This is a genomic window from Thalassospira mesophila (assembly GCF_002115755.1).
Lineage (GTDB): Bacteria > Pseudomonadota > Alphaproteobacteria > Rhodospirillales > Thalassospiraceae > Thalassospira > Thalassospira mesophila.
Genome location: NZ_JFKA01000009.1, coordinates 84,043 through 104,814, shown reverse-complemented (window position 1 = coordinate 104,814; position 20,772 = coordinate 84,043). Strand labels below are relative to the sequence as shown.

General features: G+C 53.7%; 14 protein-coding genes. 3 read left to right on the top strand and 11 right to left on the bottom strand.

The features are described 5' to 3' along the window. Positions 1–119: 119 nt before the first annotated feature. Positions 120–665 (bottom strand): hypothetical protein, encoded by a 546-nt coding sequence (locus tag TMES_RS16985; RefSeq protein ID WP_143589702.1) that lies wholly within the window; start codon positions 663–665, stop codon positions 120–122. Between the two features lie 60 nt (positions 666–725). Next, complete coding sequence (locus TMES_RS16980; RefSeq protein WP_085584742.1) at positions 726–1,619, bottom strand: hypothetical protein; 894 nt, start codon at positions 1,617–1,619, stop codon at positions 726–728. 943 nt (positions 1,620–2,562) lie between these two features. Between TMES_RS16980 and TMES_RS16965 the strand changes: the two genes are divergently transcribed. The 3 genes from TMES_RS16965 to TMES_RS16955 all read left to right on the top strand — a co-directional run bounded on the left by TMES_RS16965 (position 2,563) and on the right by TMES_RS16955 (position 6,277). After that, positions 2,563–3,024, top strand: a complete 462-nt coding sequence (locus TMES_RS16965) for a (2Fe-2S)-binding protein (RefSeq protein ID WP_085584736.1) — start codon at positions 2,563–2,565, stop codon at positions 3,022–3,024. A 3-nt stretch (positions 3,025–3,027) separates the two neighbouring features. Further along, positions 3,028–5,196: a xanthine dehydrogenase family protein molybdopterin-binding subunit gene (locus tag TMES_RS16960; RefSeq protein ID WP_085584734.1), complete on the top strand. Its 2,169-nt coding sequence runs from the start codon at positions 3,028–3,030 to the stop codon at positions 5,194–5,196. Between the two features lie 76 nt (positions 5,197–5,272). Next, entirely contained in the window at positions 5,273–6,277 is a 1,005-nt protein-coding gene (locus TMES_RS16955; protein WP_085584732.1) for an XdhC family protein, read from the top strand. Between the two features lie 60 nt (positions 6,278–6,337). Here TMES_RS16955 and TMES_RS16950 read toward each other — a convergent pair whose 3' ends face one another. The 9 genes from TMES_RS16950 to TMES_RS16910 form a co-directional block, all read right to left on the bottom strand. After that, complete coding sequence (locus TMES_RS16950) at positions 6,338–7,270, bottom strand: carbamate kinase (RefSeq protein WP_085584730.1); 933 nt, start codon at positions 7,268–7,270, stop codon at positions 6,338–6,340. A gap of 5 nt (positions 7,271–7,275) precedes the next feature. Beyond that, positions 7,276–8,277 carry an ornithine carbamoyltransferase gene (gene argF / locus TMES_RS16945; protein WP_085584728.1) on the bottom strand — a complete coding sequence of 334 codons (1,002 nt, stop codon included), beginning with the start codon at positions 8,275–8,277 and terminating at the stop codon, positions 7,276–7,278. Positions 8,278–8,298: 21 nt separating this feature from the next. Next, entirely contained in the window at positions 8,299–9,519 is a 1,221-nt protein-coding gene (arcA, locus tag TMES_RS16940; RefSeq protein WP_085584726.1) for an arginine deiminase, read from the bottom strand. Between the two features lie 54 nt (positions 9,520–9,573). Further along, on the bottom strand, positions 9,574–11,907 hold the full coding sequence (locus TMES_RS16935; RefSeq protein ID WP_085584724.1) for an Orn/Lys/Arg family decarboxylase: 2,334 nt from the start codon (positions 11,905–11,907) through the stop codon (positions 9,574–9,576). A 119-nt stretch (positions 11,908–12,026) separates the two neighbouring features. After that, positions 12,027–13,484, bottom strand: coding sequence for a basic amino acid/polyamine antiporter (locus tag TMES_RS16930; RefSeq protein WP_085584722.1), 1,458 nt, complete (start codon positions 13,482–13,484; stop codon positions 12,027–12,029). Between the two features lie 69 nt (positions 13,485–13,553). Then, a complete protein-coding gene (locus TMES_RS16925; protein ID WP_085584720.1) occupies positions 13,554–15,860 on the bottom strand; it encodes an Orn/Lys/Arg family decarboxylase in 2,307 nt (768 codons plus the stop codon). A gap of 336 nt (positions 15,861–16,196) precedes the next feature. Beyond that, complete coding sequence (locus TMES_RS16920) at positions 16,197–17,837, bottom strand: cyclic peptide export ABC transporter (RefSeq protein ID WP_143589701.1); 1,641 nt, start codon at positions 17,835–17,837, stop codon at positions 16,197–16,199. 3 nt (positions 17,838–17,840) lie between these two features. After that, on the bottom strand, positions 17,841–19,556 hold the full coding sequence (locus TMES_RS16915) for a cyclic peptide export ABC transporter (RefSeq protein WP_085584716.1): 1,716 nt from the start codon (positions 19,554–19,556) through the stop codon (positions 17,841–17,843). Between the two features lie 28 nt (positions 19,557–19,584). Further along, positions 19,585–20,766 (bottom strand): diaminopropionate ammonia-lyase, encoded by a 1,182-nt coding sequence (locus tag TMES_RS16910; protein WP_143589700.1) that lies wholly within the window; start codon positions 20,764–20,766, stop codon positions 19,585–19,587. Between the last annotated feature and the right edge of the window lie 6 nt (positions 20,767–20,772).

Below are 20,772 nucleotides of genomic sequence, written 5' to 3'. Positions count from 1 at the left end.
TTTGATCCTGCGGGTTTTTGGGATGCGAAAATATAATGGTGGGCGATGGCACTATGCCCGTGGCTGACCCATCTGGCGGGGGCGTATAACCAGATGGGTCAGCACCGTTCAGGCCCGTGTTATTTCATGGTAACCGGCGAAGACGGTGCATTGCCAATCGGGGCTTCGGTCGTGACAAGCACCTGGGTCAGGGCTTTGCCTGCGGCTGAAAACCATTCGTACTGGGCGGTTTGGGCATTAAGCGCCATGACACGCGAGATCAGCGTGCCTTGATAAACAAAGGCTTTTTTGCCCGGCGGGCAGGAAAACGACATGCCCTGGGTGCGGGTGGTGTTCCATTGTTCACTGAAAGACAACGCGAAGGTTGTTTCAACGGAGGCCGTGACAATTTCAATGGAAATACCAACCGAGGTTTTCACGCTGACGCTTTGTGTCGTGGTGAAGGTAAAACCATTGCTCACCGAGACGTTGTAATCGCTGGTGACTGCCGACTTGGTGTTGTCGAGCGATGCAATGATTTCAAGGTTGGGGCTGTAGAGAATGATCGACAGCATCTCATTGGTCGTGCTTTGGGCCGGAACACCTGCGTTGAAGGTGGTCTCGTTTGGCACTGGCATGACGTCGAAAATTTTCAGGTCGTGAGTGGAAGGAGGTCCGAAGGGCATGTGAAGTCTCCAAAAGAGGAAGGGTGAACACAAATTTGAACGATTACGATGATCGCGGGTTTAGCTGGTGCGGCAGGAAGGTGCGCTTGCGGCGTTGATGGCAAAATGCTGCAAAACGGAACTGTATTGCTGGCACAGAACACCCGGGTCGGTGTAGAGCACTGACCACGCATTCATTTTCAGGTAGGTGGCGTGGGTATCGCCGCCGTCTTTGGTTTTGCGCTTGTAATCTTCGATGGTCAGATGCCAGGAAACCGTCAGAACGCCGATGCCATCAGCCATGCCGGTTTTCGGGTCGTAATTATCGACAAGGTCGATGACGCGGCTGTCAGAGACATCGTAGTTGGAGATGTTGGAATCGTTTAACGGCTGGATCACGTTTGAAAGTGTTGCCGTCATGGTGGGTTTGTCGAGCCCTTTGACCAGGGTGGAAGATGCCGTCAGGCCAACCTGGACAAACAGTTTCTGGATGGCTTCGGCATTGGGATAGTTGCCACTGGTTGCCGGGGGCGAGTTTTTAACGCCGGTAAAACCGTTGCTTGATTTGTTGTCGAACAACCAGTTGAAATGATCCTGATACTGGATAATTTCGAGGTTGGGGCCATAGCCTTCGGCATCGTTGTTATCGGGGATGGACCAGTTGCCTGTTGCGGCACTGGTCATTTTCGGGACAGCGGTTGCCGCCGTAAACAATGTCACAGGTGCCACAGCTTTCAAGCGATTGGCATTTAACGGGCTGGTGTGTGGTGCCTTGATGGCCATCGACTGAATAGCGCCATCGGGCAACTGCGATTTTACATTTGTGATGTAGGTGGAGAGGTTTTGATCGTTGATCTGCGCGCAGCTAAGCCCGATATTTTCCAGGCTTTTTTTCAATGACGCATTGTCAAACGGGGTCGGTGTTGCCTTGTTCAGCGTTCCGACTTTGATTTTAGCACCGGGACCGAATGGCATTTTAAAGCTCCTGTTGTTTGGGTGGGTTCATGTGTCGGGGCATGGGAAAATTGTTGGTGTGAATGCCCAAATAAAATCTGTCGGTTGAAAATCGGCAAATACGCATGCGCAGGCTGCTGGCACATGGTGGCCCAGCCTGAACGCTGTTTTGCACCCGGTGATGGCATGACAAAACAGCCCTGAAACCAGTCGGGCGCGGGTTTTCAAATGTGTTAAAAACAACAACGATGCGTTTGATCTGAAGGATTTAGCGGCGGCATGCATGCCCCATCCATCTGCCCCCATCAGACGGGGGCACGGCGGCTTTGTGACAAATGCCGGGCGGAAAATGTTGGCAGAAATGCCAAAAAAGGTCGGTGTAATATTGCGGTTGGAGAATTCTGGCCAGCCGGATCGACCATTCTCACGGGTGTATCTGGCCTGATAAATGGCGGCATTGTGCCGATCATGCCGGAGGTAGGGCAGTTTTGGATATGCGGTTAATAGGAACGCAAAAAGACGGGCTGTAAATTATTTTTCAAGGGGCAGCCTGCGCGTTCACACCACCCGCGAGGTTTGCCTGCAGGTGTCGTCAGTCTGCCAGACGATAAAATGCGCCCTTAATTTTTGTAGAATTAGGCAATAGCCAGCTTGTATCTGGCAAGCGGGATACTGGTTGCTTCGGCTATGATGCGCATTAGTATTAACAAAAATGGCATAACCGGTAAGACAGTGAAATTTGGTGTTCTTTTAAAAGAAATGAAATGATCGGATATCAGAGGTCTTGTGCCCGTCAATTGCGCGGCGAGTTTATGACCCCGGGATTTCGAAAAATGTACCCGGTGGAACCGCACTGACCGGCACCGACAAAATAATACGTAAGCAGGCTTACCGCTTACCGTTCGGGCTTCGGGTTTTCGCCAGACGAAGGCCCCGTAACATATTCGCATTGAAGGAGAGAGCAGTGCAGTATCAGCTTAAGATAAATGGAGAGACCCGGACCGTCGATGCGGAGCCCGGGACGCCGCTTTTGTGGGTTTTGCGGGATGGTCTGGAACTGACCGGCACCAAATTTGGTTGCGGGGTCGCTTATTGCGGGGCCTGTACCGTGCATGTCGATGGCAGCCCGACGCGGTCGTGCCAGACCTTTATTGAAGATTTGGTCGATAGCGAAATTACCACCATTGAAGGGGCGCAGGACAAAGTTGCACAGGCCGTGCAGGCGGCGTGGCGCGAAAAGGATGTGGTGCAGTGCGGCTGGTGCCAGTCTGGCCAGATCATGTCGGCGATTGGTCTTTTGAGCGAAAACCCCAAACCCAGTGATGACGAAATAAAGGATTACATGCAGGGCAATGCTTGCCGTTGTGTGACCTATGTTCGCATCAACGACGCTGTCAAACTTGCGTCACAAAAGCTGGAGGCCTGAGCCATGAACATTAATGTTTCACGTCGTGGTTTTCTGGCCGGATCGGCCGCAACAGCGGGCGCTTTGCTGGTGGGCCTGAATGCCAAGGGCGTTTTGGCCGCAACCGCAGAAACCGCACCGGTTACCGATTTTAACCCGTTTGTAAAAATTGATGCCGATGGCACGCTAAGCGTGGTCATCAAGCATTTTGAGATGGGGCAGGGCACAACCACCGGCCTGACGACCCTTGTTGCCGAAGAACTTGATGCTGACTGGGCACGGGTTACCACCGAATTTGCCCCGGCAGATAACGCCAAATATGCCAACCTGTTTTTCAGCATTCAGGGGACAGGCGGGTCAACGTCGATCGCCAATTCCTATATGCAATACCGCGAAGCCGGGGCGGCTGCGCGCGACCTTCTGGTGCGCGCTGCGGCACAAAACTGGGGTGTGGACCCGGCAAGCATTACCGTTGAAAAAAGCATTTTGTCATCTGGTGATAAATCGGGCCATTTTGGCGAATTTGTTGCCGTTGCCAGCACCTTAACGCCGGTGGAAAAGCCAACGGTTAAAACCCCGGACCAGTTCCGCCTGATCGGCGATGCCACCTTGCACCGCAAGGACAATATTGGCAAAACCAACGGCACCGCGCAATTTGCCATGGATGTGAATTTGCCCGGCATGGTGTATGCCGCCATCCAGCGCAGCCCCAAATTTGGCGGTACTGTTACCGGTTTTGATGACAGTGCGGCTAAAAACGTTGCCGGTTTTATTGCGGCACAAGTTTTGCCCAACAAGGCCGGTGTGGTTGCGTTTGCCAAAAACACCTGGGCTGCTTTTCAGGCCCGGGATGCCTTAAGCGTGCAATGGGATTTGTCCAAGGCGGAAACGCGGAACACTGCCAAAATGGTTGAAGACCACAAGGCGTTGCTTGATAAACCGCAATTTAACGCCAGCCCCGAAACCACCCTTGACGAAGTGGCACCGGTTATGGCCGGGGCCGCGAAAACGATTGATGCCGAATTTACCTTTCCGTTTTTGGCGCATGCCGCACTGGAAGCCTTAAACTGCACCATCGAGCCGACCAAAAACGGCGTGCGCGTGTATGATGGTTGCCAGATGCCCGCCTTGACCCGGCCCACCGTTGCCAAAATTCTGGGGCTGGAACCGGCACAGGTTGAAATTAAAACCCTGTATGCTGGCGGGTCGTTTGGCCGTCGTGCCAACCCCGATGCCGATTACAATGCCGAAGCAGCATTGGCATTTGCAGTTTCGGGGCGCAAGGTGCCGGTCAAGCTGGTGTGGAGCCGCGAAGACGATATGCGTGGCGGTTATTACCGGCCAATGGCGGCACATCGGGCAAAAATTGGCCTTGATGGTGATGGCAAGGTAATTGCCTGGGATCATCGTGTGGCGGTTAAATCGATCATGAAGGGCAGCCTTTTTGAAGGCATGATCAAAAATGACGTTGATCCGACATCGGTAGAAGGCGTTACCGAAAGCCTTTATTCGGTACCGAGTTTCGGCATTGGGCTAAGTGATTTTCAAACCCCGGTGCCGGTTTTGTGGTGGCGGTCGGTGGGCAATACCCACACCGCCTTTGCCATGGAAACACTGATGGATATGCTGGCCCATGAAACCGGGCAGGACCCGATTGACATGCGCCTGGCGATGCTTGACCCGCAAGGGGCCAGTCAGGCCCGCATGATCAATGCCATTAAACTGGTGCGTGATATTTCGGGCTGGAAAAAAGGCGACAAGCGCGGTTTTGCCTGCCATTTTTCGTTTAATACCTGTGTTGCGGTTGTGGCCGATATTACCGTTAAGGACAGCAGCGTTCATGTGAACAAGCTGTTTATGGCGGTTGAATGCGGTGTGGCGATTAACCCCGACGTGATCAAAGCGCAGATGGAAGGCGGGGCTGGCTTCGCCTTAACCGCGATCATGCGCAATGAAATTACGCTGGCCGACGGTGAAGTCGAACAGCAGAATTTCCCGGACTATGAATTGTTGCGTAACGGGGAAATGCCTGCGGTTGAGGTGGCGATTGTTAAATCGAACAATGCCCCCACCGGTGTTGGCGAACCGGGTGTTCCGCCAACCGGCCCGGCGCTGGCCAATGCCATTTTTGCCCAAACCGGAAAACGCATTTTTGACCTGCCAATGACCAAGGCCGGTTTCGAATTCGTGTAACGCGCGGTCTGCCCGAAGGGAATGCCATCGTCAATGGCGCCCTTCGGGCAGGTTCCTCCTTTTGCGGGAGCCTTTGATGAGCAACCAGTTATCGGCCATGCTTGGCGCATGGCATAAGGACCGCACCGGCACAGAATGGGTTTTAGGCACGATTTACAAAACCGAAGGATCTGCCTATCGCAAGGCCGGGGCGATGATGATGATTAATGGCCGGGGCGAGCAATTTGGCCTGTTAAGTGGCGGCTGCCTGGAAGCCGATATTATTCGCAATGCGCGGCGCGCGATGGTGAGCGAAAAAACCGTTAAACTGGTTTATGACGGCAATGACGAAGATGATTTGTCGTTCCGGCTGGGCGTTGGCTGCGGCGGCACGGTTTATATTATGTTGCAACCGGTAACCGTGCAAAACGACCTTGGTTTGGCCGACCTGTGTGCTGCGTTACACAACCGGCAAAGCGGGTTTTATCGCCAGCAGATAGATCAGCCCGGCGGGTATTTTTCGGAAACGCCAAATGTTGTTGGCCATCATGCCCATGTGGAGGGCGCAGCAGGCGAAGAACGGCTTGTAACGCCGATCCGGCCTGAACCGCATATTTTACTGGTCGGCGGCGGGCTTGACGCCCGGCCGGTCGTGCATATTGCCCGGGAAATGGGATGGCAGGTGAGCCTGGCCGACCCGCGCCCGGCCAACGCACGGGCAGAACATTTTTCAAATGTCGCAGCGATCTTTCGCACCCTTAATCATGACCTTGCCAGTTATGTAAACACCAACCGGGTCGATGCGGCAATTTTAATGTCGCACAGCATTCCAATTGATGGCAAAGCCTTAAATATTCTGGCCAGCAGTTCGGTGCGGCATGTTTCCGCCCTGGGCCCGGCCCATCGGTTTGAACAGGTTTTGGGCGAAGCCGGGCTTGCCCGCGCGCAATTGCCATTTTCGGTGCAAAGCCCAGCCGGGCTGCCTTTGGGCGGCGAATTGCCGGAAAGCATTGCGCTATCGATGCTGGCAGGAATTCATCAGGCCCTTCATGCCCTTTATACCAAAGCGGATGTGCCTGTGATGGTGCGTGCCGCAGAATAGCATTGCGGGCGAACGCAAGGTTTTGCCGCCATCGTATCGTGATACGCTGTTTTGATATGATTATGGCGATGGAGGTGGGGTGTCTGGATCGCATCGGAAAAGCGTTCCAGCCTCGTTGCGAATGATTTTTTCCAGATCATCAAGGGCACCAATTGCGGCGAAGCCTTTTTGGTTTGCAGCAAAGCTGTTTGCGGCTTCAATTTTCGGGCCCATCGAACCAGCGGGGAAATCGGCCGGGTTAAGGGTACCAGGGGCGGCATGGCGAACGGGTTGTTGGTCGGCTGTGCCATAATGCAACATAACAGCGTTAACATCGGTCAGCAAAATCAAGCCGTCGGCATCGACATCGCGGGCAAGAATGGCCGATGCCCGGTCTTTGTCGATGACAGCTTCCACCCCGTGCCATTTGCCATTTTCATCCAGCGTCACCGGAATGCCGCCACCGCCCACGGCGATAACAATGGTGCCGCTGGCCGACAGGGTAACGATAGAGCGTTGCTGCAAAATCCGTTTTGGCCGGGGCGAAGGGACAACACGGCGTTTTTTGCCGCCGTCTTCCACCATCGACCAGCCATATCTGGTTTGCAAGGCACTGGCTTCGTCATCGGAATATTGCGGGCCAATCGGTTTGGTCGGATGGGCAAAGGCAGGGTCGTCTAAGGCGACCTCTACCTCGGTTAGAAGGGTTGCAACATCGCGGTCTTTGTGCAGGTTATTGCGCAGTTCGGTTTCAAGAAGGTAGCCGATCATACCTTCGCTTTCGGCATCAAGCACATCAAGCGGATAACCGTCGACAGCGCGATAGGTAGCGTTTTGCAAGGCGATCAGCCCGACTTGCGGGCCATTGCCATGGGTGAGGATAATTTCGTGATCGCTTGCCAGCCGAGCAATGCCAGCCGCCGCCACACGAATATTTTCCCGCTGGTTTTCAACGGTCATTTTTTGACCACGGCGCAACAAGGCGTTGCCACCCAAAGCAATGACCAACCGCATGATTTTCAGGCCCCCATTGTTGCCACAAGAATGGCTTTGATGGTGTGCAGGCGGTTTTCAGCCTGATCAAAGACGATGGAGGCGGCGGATTCAAAAACCTCCTCGGCGACTTCCATGCAACTGATGCCAAATTTTTCCTGTATGTCCTTGCCTGCAGTGGTGTCTGCATTATGAAATGCAGGCAGGCAATGCATGAATTTAACAGCCGGGTTGCCGGTGCGTTTCAGAAGGGCGTCGTTGATTTGATAGGGGGTTAAAAGACGAATACGGTCTTCCCAAACCGCGTCATCCTCGCCCATGGAGACCCAAACATCGGTATAAACAAAATCACACCCGGCAACACCTTCGTCAATGTCATCGGTGATGGTGATTTTGGCCCCGGTTTGTTGGGCAATTTGCCGGGAAGTTTCAATCAGTTCTGACGATGGCCAGCAAGATTTTGGCGCGCATAAGCGCACATCCATGCCCATTTTGGCCGCACCAATCATTAGCGAATTGCCCATATTGTTGCGCGCATCGCCGAGGAAGCAGAATTTCACGCTGTTGAGCGGCCCTTCAAAATGTTCGCGCATGGTCAGAAAATCTGCCAGAATTTGTGTCGGATGAAATTCATCGGTCAGGCCGTTAAAGACCGGCACACCTGACCATTGCACCAGTTCTTCAACCGAACTTTGGGCGTAACCGCGATATTCGATGCCGTCATACATGCGACCTAACACCCGCGCACTGTCCTTGACGGATTCCTTGTGCCCGATATGCGACCCGGTTGGTCCCATATAGGTCACAAGGGCACCCTGGTCGTAGGCGGCGACCTCGAAACCCGACCGGGTACGGGTTGAATCCTTTTCAAACACCAGAACGATGTGTTTGCCGGTCAGCCGGGGCTGTTCGGTGCCCGCCCGTTTGGCGGCCTTCAGATCGACCGACAATTGCAGCAGATAGCCGATTTCGGCCGGCGTGAAATCAAGCAGTTTAACAAAACTGCGACCTTTGAGGTTAAATGCCATTTTCGTTTTCCTTACAACCTGTTACGCGTCACGTTCGATGGGGCAGCTCATGCAGTGGCTGCCACCGCGCCCGCGGCCAAGCTCGGATCCTTCGAGGGTAACGACCTCGACGCCAGCCTTGCGCAGCAGTGTGTTGGTATAAACATTGCGGTCATAGGCAACGACCACCCCGGGTTCGAGGGCCAGAACATTGTTGCCATCGTCCCATTGCTCGCGTTCGGCTTCGTATGAATCACCGCCGGTGGGTACAACACGCAGCTTTTTCAGGTCCATCGCGTTGGCGACGGTTTCAACAAACGACACCTTTTCGGCGCGCACATCAATGGTGCCCTCGGTCTCGCCCGGGCGAATGGAGAACGCCTTGATCCGGTCAACAACACTGGGGAATGTTGTGACCAGATCGCGGTCACAGAACGAAAATACGGTATCAAGATGCATGAAGGCGCGATCCCGCGGGAAGGCCGCCGCGATAACGCGGTCGACAGCACCCTGGCGGAACAGTTCGCGTGAAAGAGATTCAACAGCCGTGGGTGTCGAACGTTCGCCCATGCCGATCAGAACCGTTCGGTGGCCAATTGGCATAACGTCGCCCCCTTCAAGGGACAACCCCGCCTGGGCCTGTTCATTTTCACCCCACCAGATCGAAAAATCGGCATCGCGGAACATGGGGTGAAACCGATAGATCGCTGCCATGTTCAGGGTTTCCTGGCGGCGTGCGGGCCAATGCATGGGATTAAGGGTGACACCGCCATAGATCCAGCAGGTGGTATCGCGGGTGAAAAGCTGGTTGGGCAGGGGGGGGAGTACAAAATCATGCGGCTCCATCAGGGCGATGGGCAGGCTTGTGCTTTTAAACGGCAGTTCTGCAACGGCAATACCGCCGATCAGGTATTCGGCCAGTTGCTCTGCCGCCATTTCGTCAAGCCATGCCAGCATTTCATTGCGCAAAACAGCGCCCAGATGGGCAACAGCCAGGCGTTTATCAAGAAGCCAGCTTCGCGCGTTTTTATCCTTTAGCGTGTCTGACAACAGGTCCTGAACCAGATGAACCTTGATGCCGCGCGTTTGCATTTCATCGGCAAAGGCCTGATGTTCCTGGCGAGCCTTTTTGACCCATAAAATGTCGTCAAACAGCAGGTCCTTGCAGTTTGCCGGGGTTAGACGGCGCAAAGACAGGTCGGGGCGATGCACGATTACTTGTCGCAGCGCACCACATTCGGACTGAACAGAAAATTTTGTCATGTTACGCGGCCTTTCAGATAAAATTCGGGTCTTTAAATCCTGCTTGGTCTTTGGTCAGTCTTCACGCACCACATAGGTGTGATAGACCACGCGGTTCTGGTTATCGTGTTCTTTGTAAATGCCCTGAATTTCATATTCGAAGCCGGGAAACAGGTTGTCGTTTTTCTCGAACATCCTGAAATAGTCAAGTTGCGGGCGGGCATGTTTTGAATAGCGTTCACCAGGGACCATCACGCCAATTCCCGGCGGATAAACCACGGTCAAGGTTGCCGCGATCCGGTTTTCCAGTTCGGAAACGGGGATATAATCCACCTCGTTAGCAACAAGGGCGGCGTGCGCCTTTTGCGGGGTTAACGCCAGTTCGGGAAAATGGCCCAGTTCAAACTGGTTGCGCTGCAGGGATGAAAGTTTGTGCAGTTTAAAAAAGGCATGCATTTCCTTTGCCAGCGTCTGGACACTGATATTGCCGTACCTTTCCGGGTATGCTTTGACCTTTATGGGCATCATTTGTGACAGCGGTACATCTTCATCAAACAGCTTTTTGAAGTCACACAAAGCGGAAAGAAGTGTTCCCGCCTTGCTGCGTTCAATCGCCGGGGTGACAAGAAACAGAATGGAATAAATGTCGTTTTTCTCGCAAACAATGCCGCGTTCGCGCAGGAACTGGGCCAGCAGGGGGGCTGGAATGCCCAAAGGTGCGAAGTCGCCGGTTTCACGATCGAAGCCTGGCATCAGCAATGTCAGTTTGTTGGGGTCTGTCATGGCAAGGCCATTGGCCATATCGCCAAAACCATGCCACTTGGCATTGGGTGCCAGGGCCCATGCCGCCGGGTTCCGCGCCAGTTCAGACGTTTCGACATCCTCCCAGGCGTGCTGTTCGTCCGGGTTGCCTGATATTGAAATATGACCAGGAACAAACGGGTCGAAAAACCATCCGCCATCTGCTTCATAGCGGCGTTTGTAAAACCGGATTTTTTTGCGGATTTCAATCGCCGTTCGAATGGCCTGATCCCACAAATAGGTGCCGTTTGGCCCTTTCATCATTTGTGCGCCAACATCAAGCGAGGCAAAAAGCGGGTAAAACGGCGAGGTCGAGGCGTGCATCATGAACACCTCGTTAAAGCGCCGATGCGACACCAGCCGGTTCTGGCTGGCGATATGGCTATCCTTGACGTGGATTTGTGACGCCTGTGAAAAACCGGCCAGCTGTTTATGGGTCGATTGGGTGGCAATCAGGCCCGGGGCGTCGTCGCCAAGGTTTTCCAGCCCCATGGCAAAATGGTCTTTGAACAGGGGGTGGAATTTCATGAAGCCTGCCCAAGCCTCATCAAACAAAATATAGTCGCACAGCTTGCCAAGTTTTTCGATGATCTGGCGGACATCGTAAATTGTGCCATCATAGGAACAGTTTTCCAGAATGGCCAGGCGGAACGGGCGTTCGCGTTTCCAGGCATCGGGGTCGTTAACCAGCGGATGGTCCTTGATGCGCTGGCGCAGTTCATCTTCTTCCAGTGCCGCCATGTCCATCGGACCGATCAGGCCATAGGAATTACGAATAGTGGGAATGTAAACCGGAATGCCGCCTGCCATCATCAGCGCACCGTGATGCTGGGATTTGTGATTGTTGCGGTCAAACAACACCAGATCACCGGGGCTGATCAGCGCGCCAGTGGCAATTCTGTTCGAGGTCGATGTCCCATTAAGGACAAAATAGGTGCGTTCGGCGCCGAAAATTTCGGCGGCCTGCTTTTGCGCTTCAAGGGCAGGGCCTTCGTGGATTAAAAGGTCGCCTAACTCCACCACTGAATTGTCAAGATCGGTGCGAAAGATGGCTTCGCCCATATAATCGAAGAAAACCCGGCCCACCGGACTTTTGCGATAGAACATGCCCCCTTCATGGCCGGGGCAGGTCCAGACCTCGTTGCCCGCTTCGGCATATTCCAGAACTTTACCAAAAAACGGTGTTTTGTGCTGGTTGGCATATTCGTGAAAATGTCGTGTCACGAATTTGGCAATGAAATCGGGGGTGTCTTCTTCAAGGTAAATGACACCGCGCACACGCTCGATCAGGGTGGGGTCAAGTTCGGTTGATCCCAGTTGGGACGCCAGCACAAATACCGGCGGTGCCAGCCCCATCACAGCAAGCTGATCGAGGAAACCTTCCAGTCGGGTTATTTCTTCGGGTGTTTGTCCGGCGATCAGGAAACAGCCAAAGTTAACATCGCGGGCAAGCTGTATTTCCGCTTCCCTGATGCTGGATGTTCTGACGACTTCGGGCCCCAGTTTTTCGATTTCTGACAGGATTTCAGACAGGGCCGAATTCTTTACGTCATGATCGCGGCTTTCGGGTTCTACAACCATGAACTTGAAAAGGTCATAAAAACTCATGCGGATAGCCTTTCAAAGGAGGGGCCGAAGGGTGGGGCCAACAGGAGGCGTTGGTAGTGTTGCACACCGAGAAGTGCATGCCGGACACAAGATAACGACTGCGCCCGGCATGAAATGTCTCAAAGTCCGATACGGCCGCTGGCAAACAGGTAGATTGCAACTATGGCAAGCACGGTCATCAGAACGGCAATGACCTTTTCGACAAGGTGGAACGCCGGGGCATGGGGTTCCCAGCTATGGCGTGCCCACCAAAATACCGGAATGCCAAGTGCATAGACGATTGTCGACATCAGAAAGTAGGTCGGACCGGCGGCGTAAAGAAGCCACAAGGAATAGACCGTGCCCAGAACTGCTGTTGTGATGGCGGCATTACGCGATGAAATACCGACCGTTTTGAATTCAGGGGCGAAAGCCAGCTTGCACAGATAAAGGGTGCTGGCAACATAAGGCGGCAACACCATGACACCGGTAATACTGATCAGGAAAATCCAGGCATCATGGGCATAGAGAACAACAAATATTGTTACCTGCATGACGATGCTGGAAAGCCACAATGACGGGGCAGGTGTGTGCTGTTTGTTTTCCCGCGACAACATTTTAGGGAAAACACCGTCGCAGGCCGCAGCAAAGGGAACTTCGGCAACCAGAATGGTCCATGCCAGCCAGCACCCGAGAACAGAAACCAGCAGCCCGAGATTGACAACAACAGCCCCCCAGCCGCCAACGATCTGGTCAAGGATATAGGCGGTTGAGGGATTGGGCAGGGCGCTTAACTGTGCCTGGGTCATAATGCCAAAGGGCAAAAGCGAGATCAGGGCATAAATGATCAGGCTGACGATCAGGCCGATCAGGGTGGCACTGCCGACCAGTTCGGGTTTGCGCGCCCGTCCCGATATGACTACAGCACCTTCAATGCCGATAAACACCCACAATGTGACCATCATGGTACCTTTGACCTGGTCAACAATTGTGCCCAACCCCTGTTCTGTCCCCCAGGCGTCAAAGGTGAACTGGTCCCAATGGGCAGCAATTGCGGTGACGATCAGGATCAGGATAATCGGAACGATTTTGGCAACGGTGGCAACAACATTAAGCGAACTTGCCTGTCGCACACCGCGCAAAACCAGAAAATTCATCGACCAGATCAAGACAGAGCCACCGACAACAGATTGCCAGTTGCGGCCGTCGCCAAAAACCGGCCAGAAATAGTTCAGGGTTTGCATGACCAGGACGGCGAAGGCCACATTGCCAAATGCCGCCGAAAGCCAATAGCCCCATGCCATTTCAAAGCCGATAAACCGGCCAAAACCATGGCGGGCATAGGCATAAATGCCGGTGCTGAGTTCGGGCTTCTCATCGGCCAGAATGCGAAATGAGTTGGCCAGAAAATACATGCCGATGCCGGTAACAATCCAGGCTACAACCACGGCAATCAGGCCCGCACCTGATGCCATGTTTTGCGGCAGGTTAAAGACCCCACCGCCAATCATTGAGCCGATAACCACAGCAACCAGACCGGCCAGCCCGAGCTTTCGGGTGTCAGGATTGGTGTCGTGAATGGTGGGTTTGTCAGTCATGGAAAACTCCCTTGATCATGCTCACTCCCCGCATATCCATTCGGTCAGGAAATGATGTTTCCGGGTCGATCAGGCGCCGGATTTGTTCAGGACATATGTGTGATAGGTCGGAAGGCCCCGTTCGTCGCGGTCGGTTTCGACACCGTGGGTTTCGTGTTCAAAACCGGGAAAACGGGTATCAAATTTTTCCATTGCCGACAGATAGTCGAGAATGGACTTGGAAACGCGGGTGATTTTTTCACCGGGCATCAAGACAGGGATGCCAGGCGGGTAAGGGACAATTTGTACGGCCAGCACCCGGTCCATAATTTTGGAAACCGGCAGTCTTTCGACATCGCCTCTGACCATTTGATTATAGGCATCGCGTGGCGTCATTGCCGCGACGGGCAGTTCCATGAAGGCCGCATCAAGATGATCCAAAAGGGCGGTGTCTGCCAGAAAGGCATGCATTTCTGTGGCAAATTCTTTAAGGCCCAATCCCTGATAGCGTTCGGGGAAAGAACTGGTCAGGGCCGGGAGGACCTCTTGCAGCGGGGCATTGCTGTCGTAAGCATCCTTGAACTCAAGCAGTGCGCTAACAAGCGAGCCCCATTTGCCTTTTGTGATACCCATCGAAAACAGGACCAGGATGGAATAGGGCTCGGTTTTTTCGACAACAATGCCGCGTGCATCGAGAAATGCCGAAACAATTGCGGCTGGAATGCCGTCTTTTTCAAGACTGCCCGTGGCATCAATTCCAGGGGTTAGCAGTGTCACCTTGATCGGATCAAGCATGCAATAGCCAGCCCCGAGATCGCCAAAGCCATGCCAGGTGCCATCCTTGGCATCCAGTTGCCAAAGTTTCGGTTCTGTCGTCAGGTCGTCAGGGTTTGCATCAACAAAAGCGGCTTTCCCAGCCTGTTGAGGCTGCCAGGTTTCGAACCACCAGCCGTGGCTGTCCTTGCCAAGAAGTTCCTGACCAATGCGGCCTATTTCCTGACGAAAATCAATGGCTTCGCGAATGCACTCATCTGTCAGGGCCGGGCCGGCATCGTGCATCATTTTTGTCGAGATGTCAGTTGATGCCATGATGCTGTATTGCGGTGATGTCGATGTGTGCATCATGAAGGCTTCGTTAAACAGGGCAAAGTCGATGGGCTTGCGCCCCTGGCGCACATGCACCATTGACGCCTGAGACAGGGCGGCCAGCAGTTTATGGGTCGATTGTGTTGCGGTTACTGTCGGGTCGGTGGGATGGCGGGGTTCGTTGTGCATGCCGAACCGCCCGGCGTAAATCGGGTTAAAACGGGCATAGCCATACCATGCTTCGTCATAATGAATGCGATCAACGCTTTGGCCTAAAAGTCGGGTTGTTGTTGTGATGTCGTAACATAACCCGTCATAGGTGGAATTGGTCAGAACTACCAGAACGGGCTTTTCCTGACCCTTTCTGACCAAGGGGTTTGCCTTGATTTTGGCGGCAATCGCTTCTGGCGTCATTTCTTCGCGCGGGACCGGGCCGATCACACCCCGGCGATTGCGCCGTGGCATCAAATAGACCGGGACAGCGCCGGTCATGTTCAGCGCGTAGTTCAACGATTTGTGACAATTACGGTCAACCAGTACCACGTCCCCATCGGTGACAAAGGCGTGCAATACCATCTGATTGCTGGCGGAACTACCGCCAACGGAAAATACCGTGAAATCCGCGCCGAACGTTTTAGCCGCGAATGTTTCGGCGTCTTTTAACGGGCCAGAATGATCATTAAGCGAGCCCAGTTCGCCGACCGAAACCGAAAGGTCGGAACGCAACATTTCTTCGCCGTAAAAATTAAGGAAGGCGCTGCCGGCTGCAGTTTTACGAAAGGCTGTTCCGCCTGTATGGCCCGGTGTATGCCAGGAATATTCGTGGGTTTTGGAAAAATTGACCAGCGCCCCGAAAAAAGGCGGCAATACGGTGTCGAGATACCGGCGTGCGGCGGCAACAATGCGCCCGGCGATAAAGGCCGGGGAATCTTCAAACAGCCAGATATACCCTTCGGTTTCCTTTAATAGCGAGACGGGAAGGCGGCCAATTGCCGTGCGCGATGTGGCGATGAAAATCGGCAGATAGTGGCCATGGCGCCGGATTGCTCGCACCAGTGCTTCAAGCTCGTCAAAGTTTTCCGTCTCATGATCCAGGCCCAATATCGCGCAGCTCATTTGGGGTGTTGCGGCAATATAGGCAGCGCCCTCGGCCACGCTGTGAACAAGGTCAACGGTTAAATCGGACGCAACAACATCATCTATCAACAAGCGCGCGCGGTTTGCCAGCGGGCTATCGGGATGATTTGTTCCTGTAACAATTAAAACGGGAAAATTTTGCCCAAGGTGACGGGGCATTGGGGAAGAGGGCATGAAAATGCCTCCGGTGGGTGAAGGAGGGAAAGTTTTAAGTATAAGAGGATCTTGAAGCTGGATTTATTGCTATAGTTAAAATCATCCCAATTCATTGAGCTATATCAAAAATTAGTAAATTACAATGTTCGTGTGCGATCGGACCTTCGCTGCCGGGTTAAAAAACACGTCATAGTTGTGATTAAGGCAGGGACTTTGGCGGCAAAAACATCTAACTGAATGAGGTTGATGAGAATTCCAATATTGGCGATTTTTTTGAGGATTGATATCGTTATTTGTCATAAGATATATTATAGAGTATTTTGATTGGTCCTCAGGTCAGAGGATCCGGGTTGTTTATCCTTCAAACATGCCATCTCTGAGATGATAAAGGCGGTCTGCGATGTGGAACCACCGGTCATCATGCGTGACGCAAATAACAATTTTTCCCTGATCGCGCAGCTCGGGCAACAGGGTTTCGTAAAATATCTTGCGAAAATGAGGGTCCTGGTCAGCCGCCCATTCATCGAGCACGAGGATCGGTTTATCTTCGAGCATGGCCGTAATCAGCATCAGGCGTTTGCGTTGCCCCTGTGACAGATCGGTTGTTGAAAATGCGTGATTAACCAGTTTGACCTTGTTGGCAATTTCCATTTTTTCAAGCAGGGCTTCGGCGCGTGCCGGATCAACCGCGTTAACGCCGTAAAGTTCACCAAATAAATGATAATCGGTGAAAACGGTTGCAAAATTATCGCGATAAGCCTGCAATCTGGCGTCTGTTATGTGCACATCATCCAGGGTGATGCCCCCGCTGTTCGCCACACGCAGCCCGGTGAGAAGCGAAATCATCGTAGATTTTCCGGCCCCGTTACCACCAGTGATAAAGGTGACTTCGCCCCGGTTAAATGTTGCATTCAACGGGCCGAGGGCAAACCCGCGCCCTTCGACCCCACCGGTATAGGCAAAGCACAGATCGCGAAGGGCAATTTGGCTGATGGCATCTTTGGCGGGAAGTGCTGCCGTATCGGCGTCGGTTACATTGCTATTTGGGGCCACCTGCCCGTCATTCGCCGTGGTCAAGGCGTCATCAAGCCGAGAAATTTCGGTAAGGGCGGCCTCGGCGTTGCCAAAGGACGGAATGGCAAACAGTAACGTTCCAATGGGGCCAATCATGAAAAGGGCTGCTGTCGTCGTCTGGGTGGCGACGTCATGGTAATCGGTGGTGAACAGCGGTATCACAAACACCATCAGCCCCATCATGACGTAAAACGCGAGCTGAATTAAGGCGAACTCGCGGCCCCATTGACGTTTGATGGCTGTTTTTGCAATGCGGGTGCGATCCGAAAGGCCGTGCAACTGCGCCATCAGGCCATTGCGGCGCCTCCGGTTCATCCGAACTTCCTTGAAGCCATGCAGCAGGTCTGTCAGGCCGCCAAACAGCTGGTTTTCTTCTGCCTGAGCGTCGCGTGTCGCACTGCTGACCTTGCGCACACGGTGCAAATGAACCGCTGCAGCAATTACGGTAAATGCCATCACCATGAGAAACGCCGGTATCGACAGCCACGCCATATAAAAGCAGACAAAAACCAGCAATACCATTTGCTGTATCCCGGTAAGGATCACAGGCAGAGATGCGGAAACGGTTTGCATTTCCTGGGTCAGCGCGTTTTGCAGTGGCCCCTGCCCGATATCGGCAAGAACGTCTGGCCCGGCCTTGCGCACGTTATCAAACAGGCGCAAACGTAAATTGTGGAGAATATGTTCGGCTTCGCGGGCGACGACGACATCCGATTGCCGTTGGGACCAGCCAAACGCCAGCAAGGATACGCCCATCAAGGCGAGGAGCCGGAGGCTAACCCGCCCTTCGGCCGCTTGTTCGGCAGCCATATTGACCACCATCAGGATCATGGTGGTTGCAATGCCGGACAGCGCCGTGAGCATAGAGACACCGCGCAGGCTTACCCTTGTTCTTTCGCGGATCAGGTTCAGCAAAATCACGATTTATACCCTTCCATCGGGGGTGACGGAAGAACTTGCGGTGATGTCTCGCAATTGTCCGGTATCGAGATGCAGGCGGCGATCCGCGGCATCGAAATAATGATCGTCATGGGTTACCGCAACAATAGTTTGACCACGGGTTTTAAGTTCCGGCAAAATGACACGATAAAACTTTTCCCGGAAATGCGGGTCCTGATCGGCAGCCCATTCGTCGAGCACCAGAACAGGTCGTTTTTCCAGGATGGCGGAGATCAGTGCCAGGCGTTTTTTTTGCCCTTGGGACAGATCCTTGCGCACAAACCGGGGATGTTCGGCCGGTTTGGCAACATTGTCGCCCTGCGGGGCTTCACGTGGCGGCGGTATTTCAATGCCGGTAATATGATCAAGTTCAAAAAGATGCAGCCAGAACGACGCTTCATCGCGATTAATTTCGCCCTGCCCGTAGAGATGCGAGAACAGATGATAATCTGAAAACACGGTGGCAATGAGACTGCGATAGGCCTCGATGCTTTGCGGGCCAAGGCGCATACCGTCAATTTCAATATGTCCCTCGGTCGGACGATAAAGAGCGGTGAGCAACTTGATCAGCGTTGACTTTCCAGAGCCGTTGCCGCCCGTGATGAAAATCAGATCGCCGCGGGTAATATCAAGGGTTATCGGGCCTAATTCAAAGCCGTGATACGGGTCATGATGTGCATAGCTGAATGTTACTTCATGGAAGCGAATGTGTGAAAAATCGTCCCGGACCAACGCATCGTTGCCATCGGCGATGGGCTCGGCCATGTCAAGCAGATCGGCATCAAGGGTGGACATGCGGATGGCCGCACTTTCGGCCATCCCCAGAACAGTCCAGCTTTGCACGACTGAACTTATCGGGCCGATCATGAACAATACTGCCGTGCTGACCTTCATGACAGTGCCGGAAAAGCTGGGCGAATATACCGGCACGATAAAGACGATCACCGCAAGCAGAATGTAAAAGGCCATCATGCCCATGATTTGCTGGCGGAAAGTAAGGTCGTGGGCCTTGATGGCAATGTCTTCTTTCTCTGTCGATGTTGCCATAAAAGCAACATGGAGCGCGTTGCTGCGCGCTGACGACATTCGCACTTCCTTGATGCCGTAAAACAGATCGGCAACCCGTTCAAAGAGATTGTTTTCGGCCTCGCCAAGTTTGTGATAGCAGGCCGAAAGTTCTTTGCCCATCCGCAGATAGATTGTTGTTCCGATCGCGATTACGGCAACAATCAGGAAAAAGGCCAAGGGCGATAACCACAACACATACAGCATTACCGCCACCACAAGCAGCAGCGAGCGGAAAGCATGGGCCAGCAGTTGTGAGTTTTGCGAAATGATCTGGCTGCTTTGGGTGATGCTTTCGTAAAGGCGGGTCTGGCCGAAACGTTCGATCCGGGCGAAATCAGCATTGGCCAAGCGGTCCAGCAACCGGGTGCGGACACGATTAATGCCGTTTTCGATTTGTGCCCCGATCCGTGCGACCAGATAGATTTCGGATAGAAAATAAATGGCCGCCACAGCAATAAAGGCACCGGCGAGGAACCAGTTCACCTCGTCGACAGCATCGCGTTCAATCTGTTCGGCAGCTGCGTTGACAATCGCAAGCAGAACCGCACTGCCGCCGCCCGCAAGGCCACCAGTAATCGTCAGCCGGGTGAACAGCCTGTTATCCCCTGACGACAACAGATCAAGCAACTTCATTGGTTTGCAGTCCCCCTCGGTCCGGCCATTAAGATGTTGAGTTTTGGGCCGGTTCTTCTAACGACTGTAGCTGCGGCCTTGGATGCTGTCCAGTCATCGCATCAGTTGAAAGCAGTTCTGCGGGCCGGGCATAGTGGGCTGGCATCGGGCCTTCGCTGTTTACGACCAGCACCGTACTGTTGTGATCCAGACCATAACCCACCCGTAAAGCAGGATTTTGCGCGACATGCCAAAGCCCGGCAAGGCCGGCGATTCCAGTATCCCAACAATCAAGCGGGCCGTCGCCCCCAACCCCTCTGGTCAGCGCGGTTTGCGCCGTCAAAGCAGTGGTATCGTCGATTGCGACGCTTCCGCGGGCAACGGTTTTAAGGGTATCGAATGCAGGAAGACTTGGCCGACCACAGGACAAGCCGACCATTCTGGTCAGCAACTGGCCAGAGACCGAGACCGGCACACCGGCGGCAAGGCTTTGTTTAACGCAGGCAGCCTCGGTGGCTTCAACTGTAATAACATCGGGTTTGCGCCCGCTTTCATGCCAGAGGCCAAGGACACAGCCTGCCGCCATGCCCCCGACCCCACATTGCAAGAAAACATGACTGGGCCATTGGCGTGTATCGGCCAGTTGACGGGCACATTCGATGCCCATTACAGCGTACCCTGCCATGATATCGCGGGTTACCTTGATGCCACCATGATAGTCGGTGTCGGTAATCAAAAGTACGTCCGGATCACGTGCCGCATTTTCAGCCGCGATGACAGCGTCGTCATAGGTGCCATTGATTACCACGATTTCGGCACCGTTATCGCGGATGCGCTGTACCCGGCCAGCATTGACATCCTTGCCAACATAAATGCGCGCCCGGCAGTTAAATTTTGTTGCCGCCCATGCCAGCGCAAGCCCGTGATTGCCATCGGTGGCCGCAACGGCCGTAAAGCGGGTGCAATCTGCACTGCCCGGCACCAGCCCGAGGTCGAGCAATTGCTGCTTTAACCCGTAAGGCGCCCCCAGAGCCTTCACCCCGCCAAAGCCAAAGCGTTTGCTTTCATCCTTGATCAGAACGGCTCCGATACCGAGATGCTGTGCGAGACCGGGTGCAAACAATAACGGGCTTGGATGGTATTCTCCCCAGCTCGAAATCAGTTCAAGCGCCCGGTAAATTTCCTCTTTACCAGGTATGAGGGCGTCAACGCCCATGATCGGTTCGTTCACCAATTT

Bases quoted from the DNA above. Each gene is read 5' to 3' on its own strand.
- TMES_RS16985 (WP_143589702.1), bottom strand. From the start codon at position 665: ATGCCCTTCGGACCTCCTTCCACTCACGACCTGAAAATTTTCGACGTC.
- TMES_RS16980 (WP_085584742.1), bottom strand. From the start codon at position 1,619: ATGCCATTCGGTCCCGGTGCTAAAATCAAAGTCGGAACGCTGAACAAG.
- TMES_RS16960 (WP_085584734.1), top strand. From the start codon at position 3,028: ATGAACATTAATGTTTCACGTCGTGGTTTTCTGGCCGGATCGGCCGCA.
- TMES_RS16955 (WP_085584732.1), top strand. From the start codon at position 5,273: ATGAGCAACCAGTTATCGGCCATGCTTGGCGCATGGCATAAGGACCGC.
- TMES_RS16950 (WP_085584730.1), bottom strand. From the start codon at position 7,270: ATGCGGTTGGTCATTGCTTTGGGTGGCAACGCCTTGTTGCGCCGTGGT.
- argF (WP_085584728.1), bottom strand. From the start codon at position 8,277: ATGGCATTTAACCTCAAAGGTCGCAGTTTTGTTAAACTGCTTGATTTC.
- arcA (WP_085584726.1), bottom strand. From the start codon at position 9,519: ATGACAAAATTTTCTGTTCAGTCCGAATGTGGTGCGCTGCGACAAGTA.
- TMES_RS16935 (WP_085584724.1), bottom strand. From the start codon at position 11,907: ATGAGTTTTTATGACCTTTTCAAGTTCATGGTTGTAGAACCCGAAAGC.
- TMES_RS16930 (WP_085584722.1), bottom strand. From the start codon at position 13,484: ATGACTGACAAACCCACCATTCACGACACCAATCCTGACACCCGAAAG.
- TMES_RS16925 (WP_085584720.1), bottom strand. From the start codon at position 15,860: ATGCCCTCTTCCCCAATGCCCCGTCACCTTGGGCAAAATTTTCCCGTT.
- TMES_RS16915 (WP_085584716.1), bottom strand. From the start codon at position 19,556: ATGAAGTTGCTTGATCTGTTGTCGTCAGGGGATAACAGGCTGTTCACC.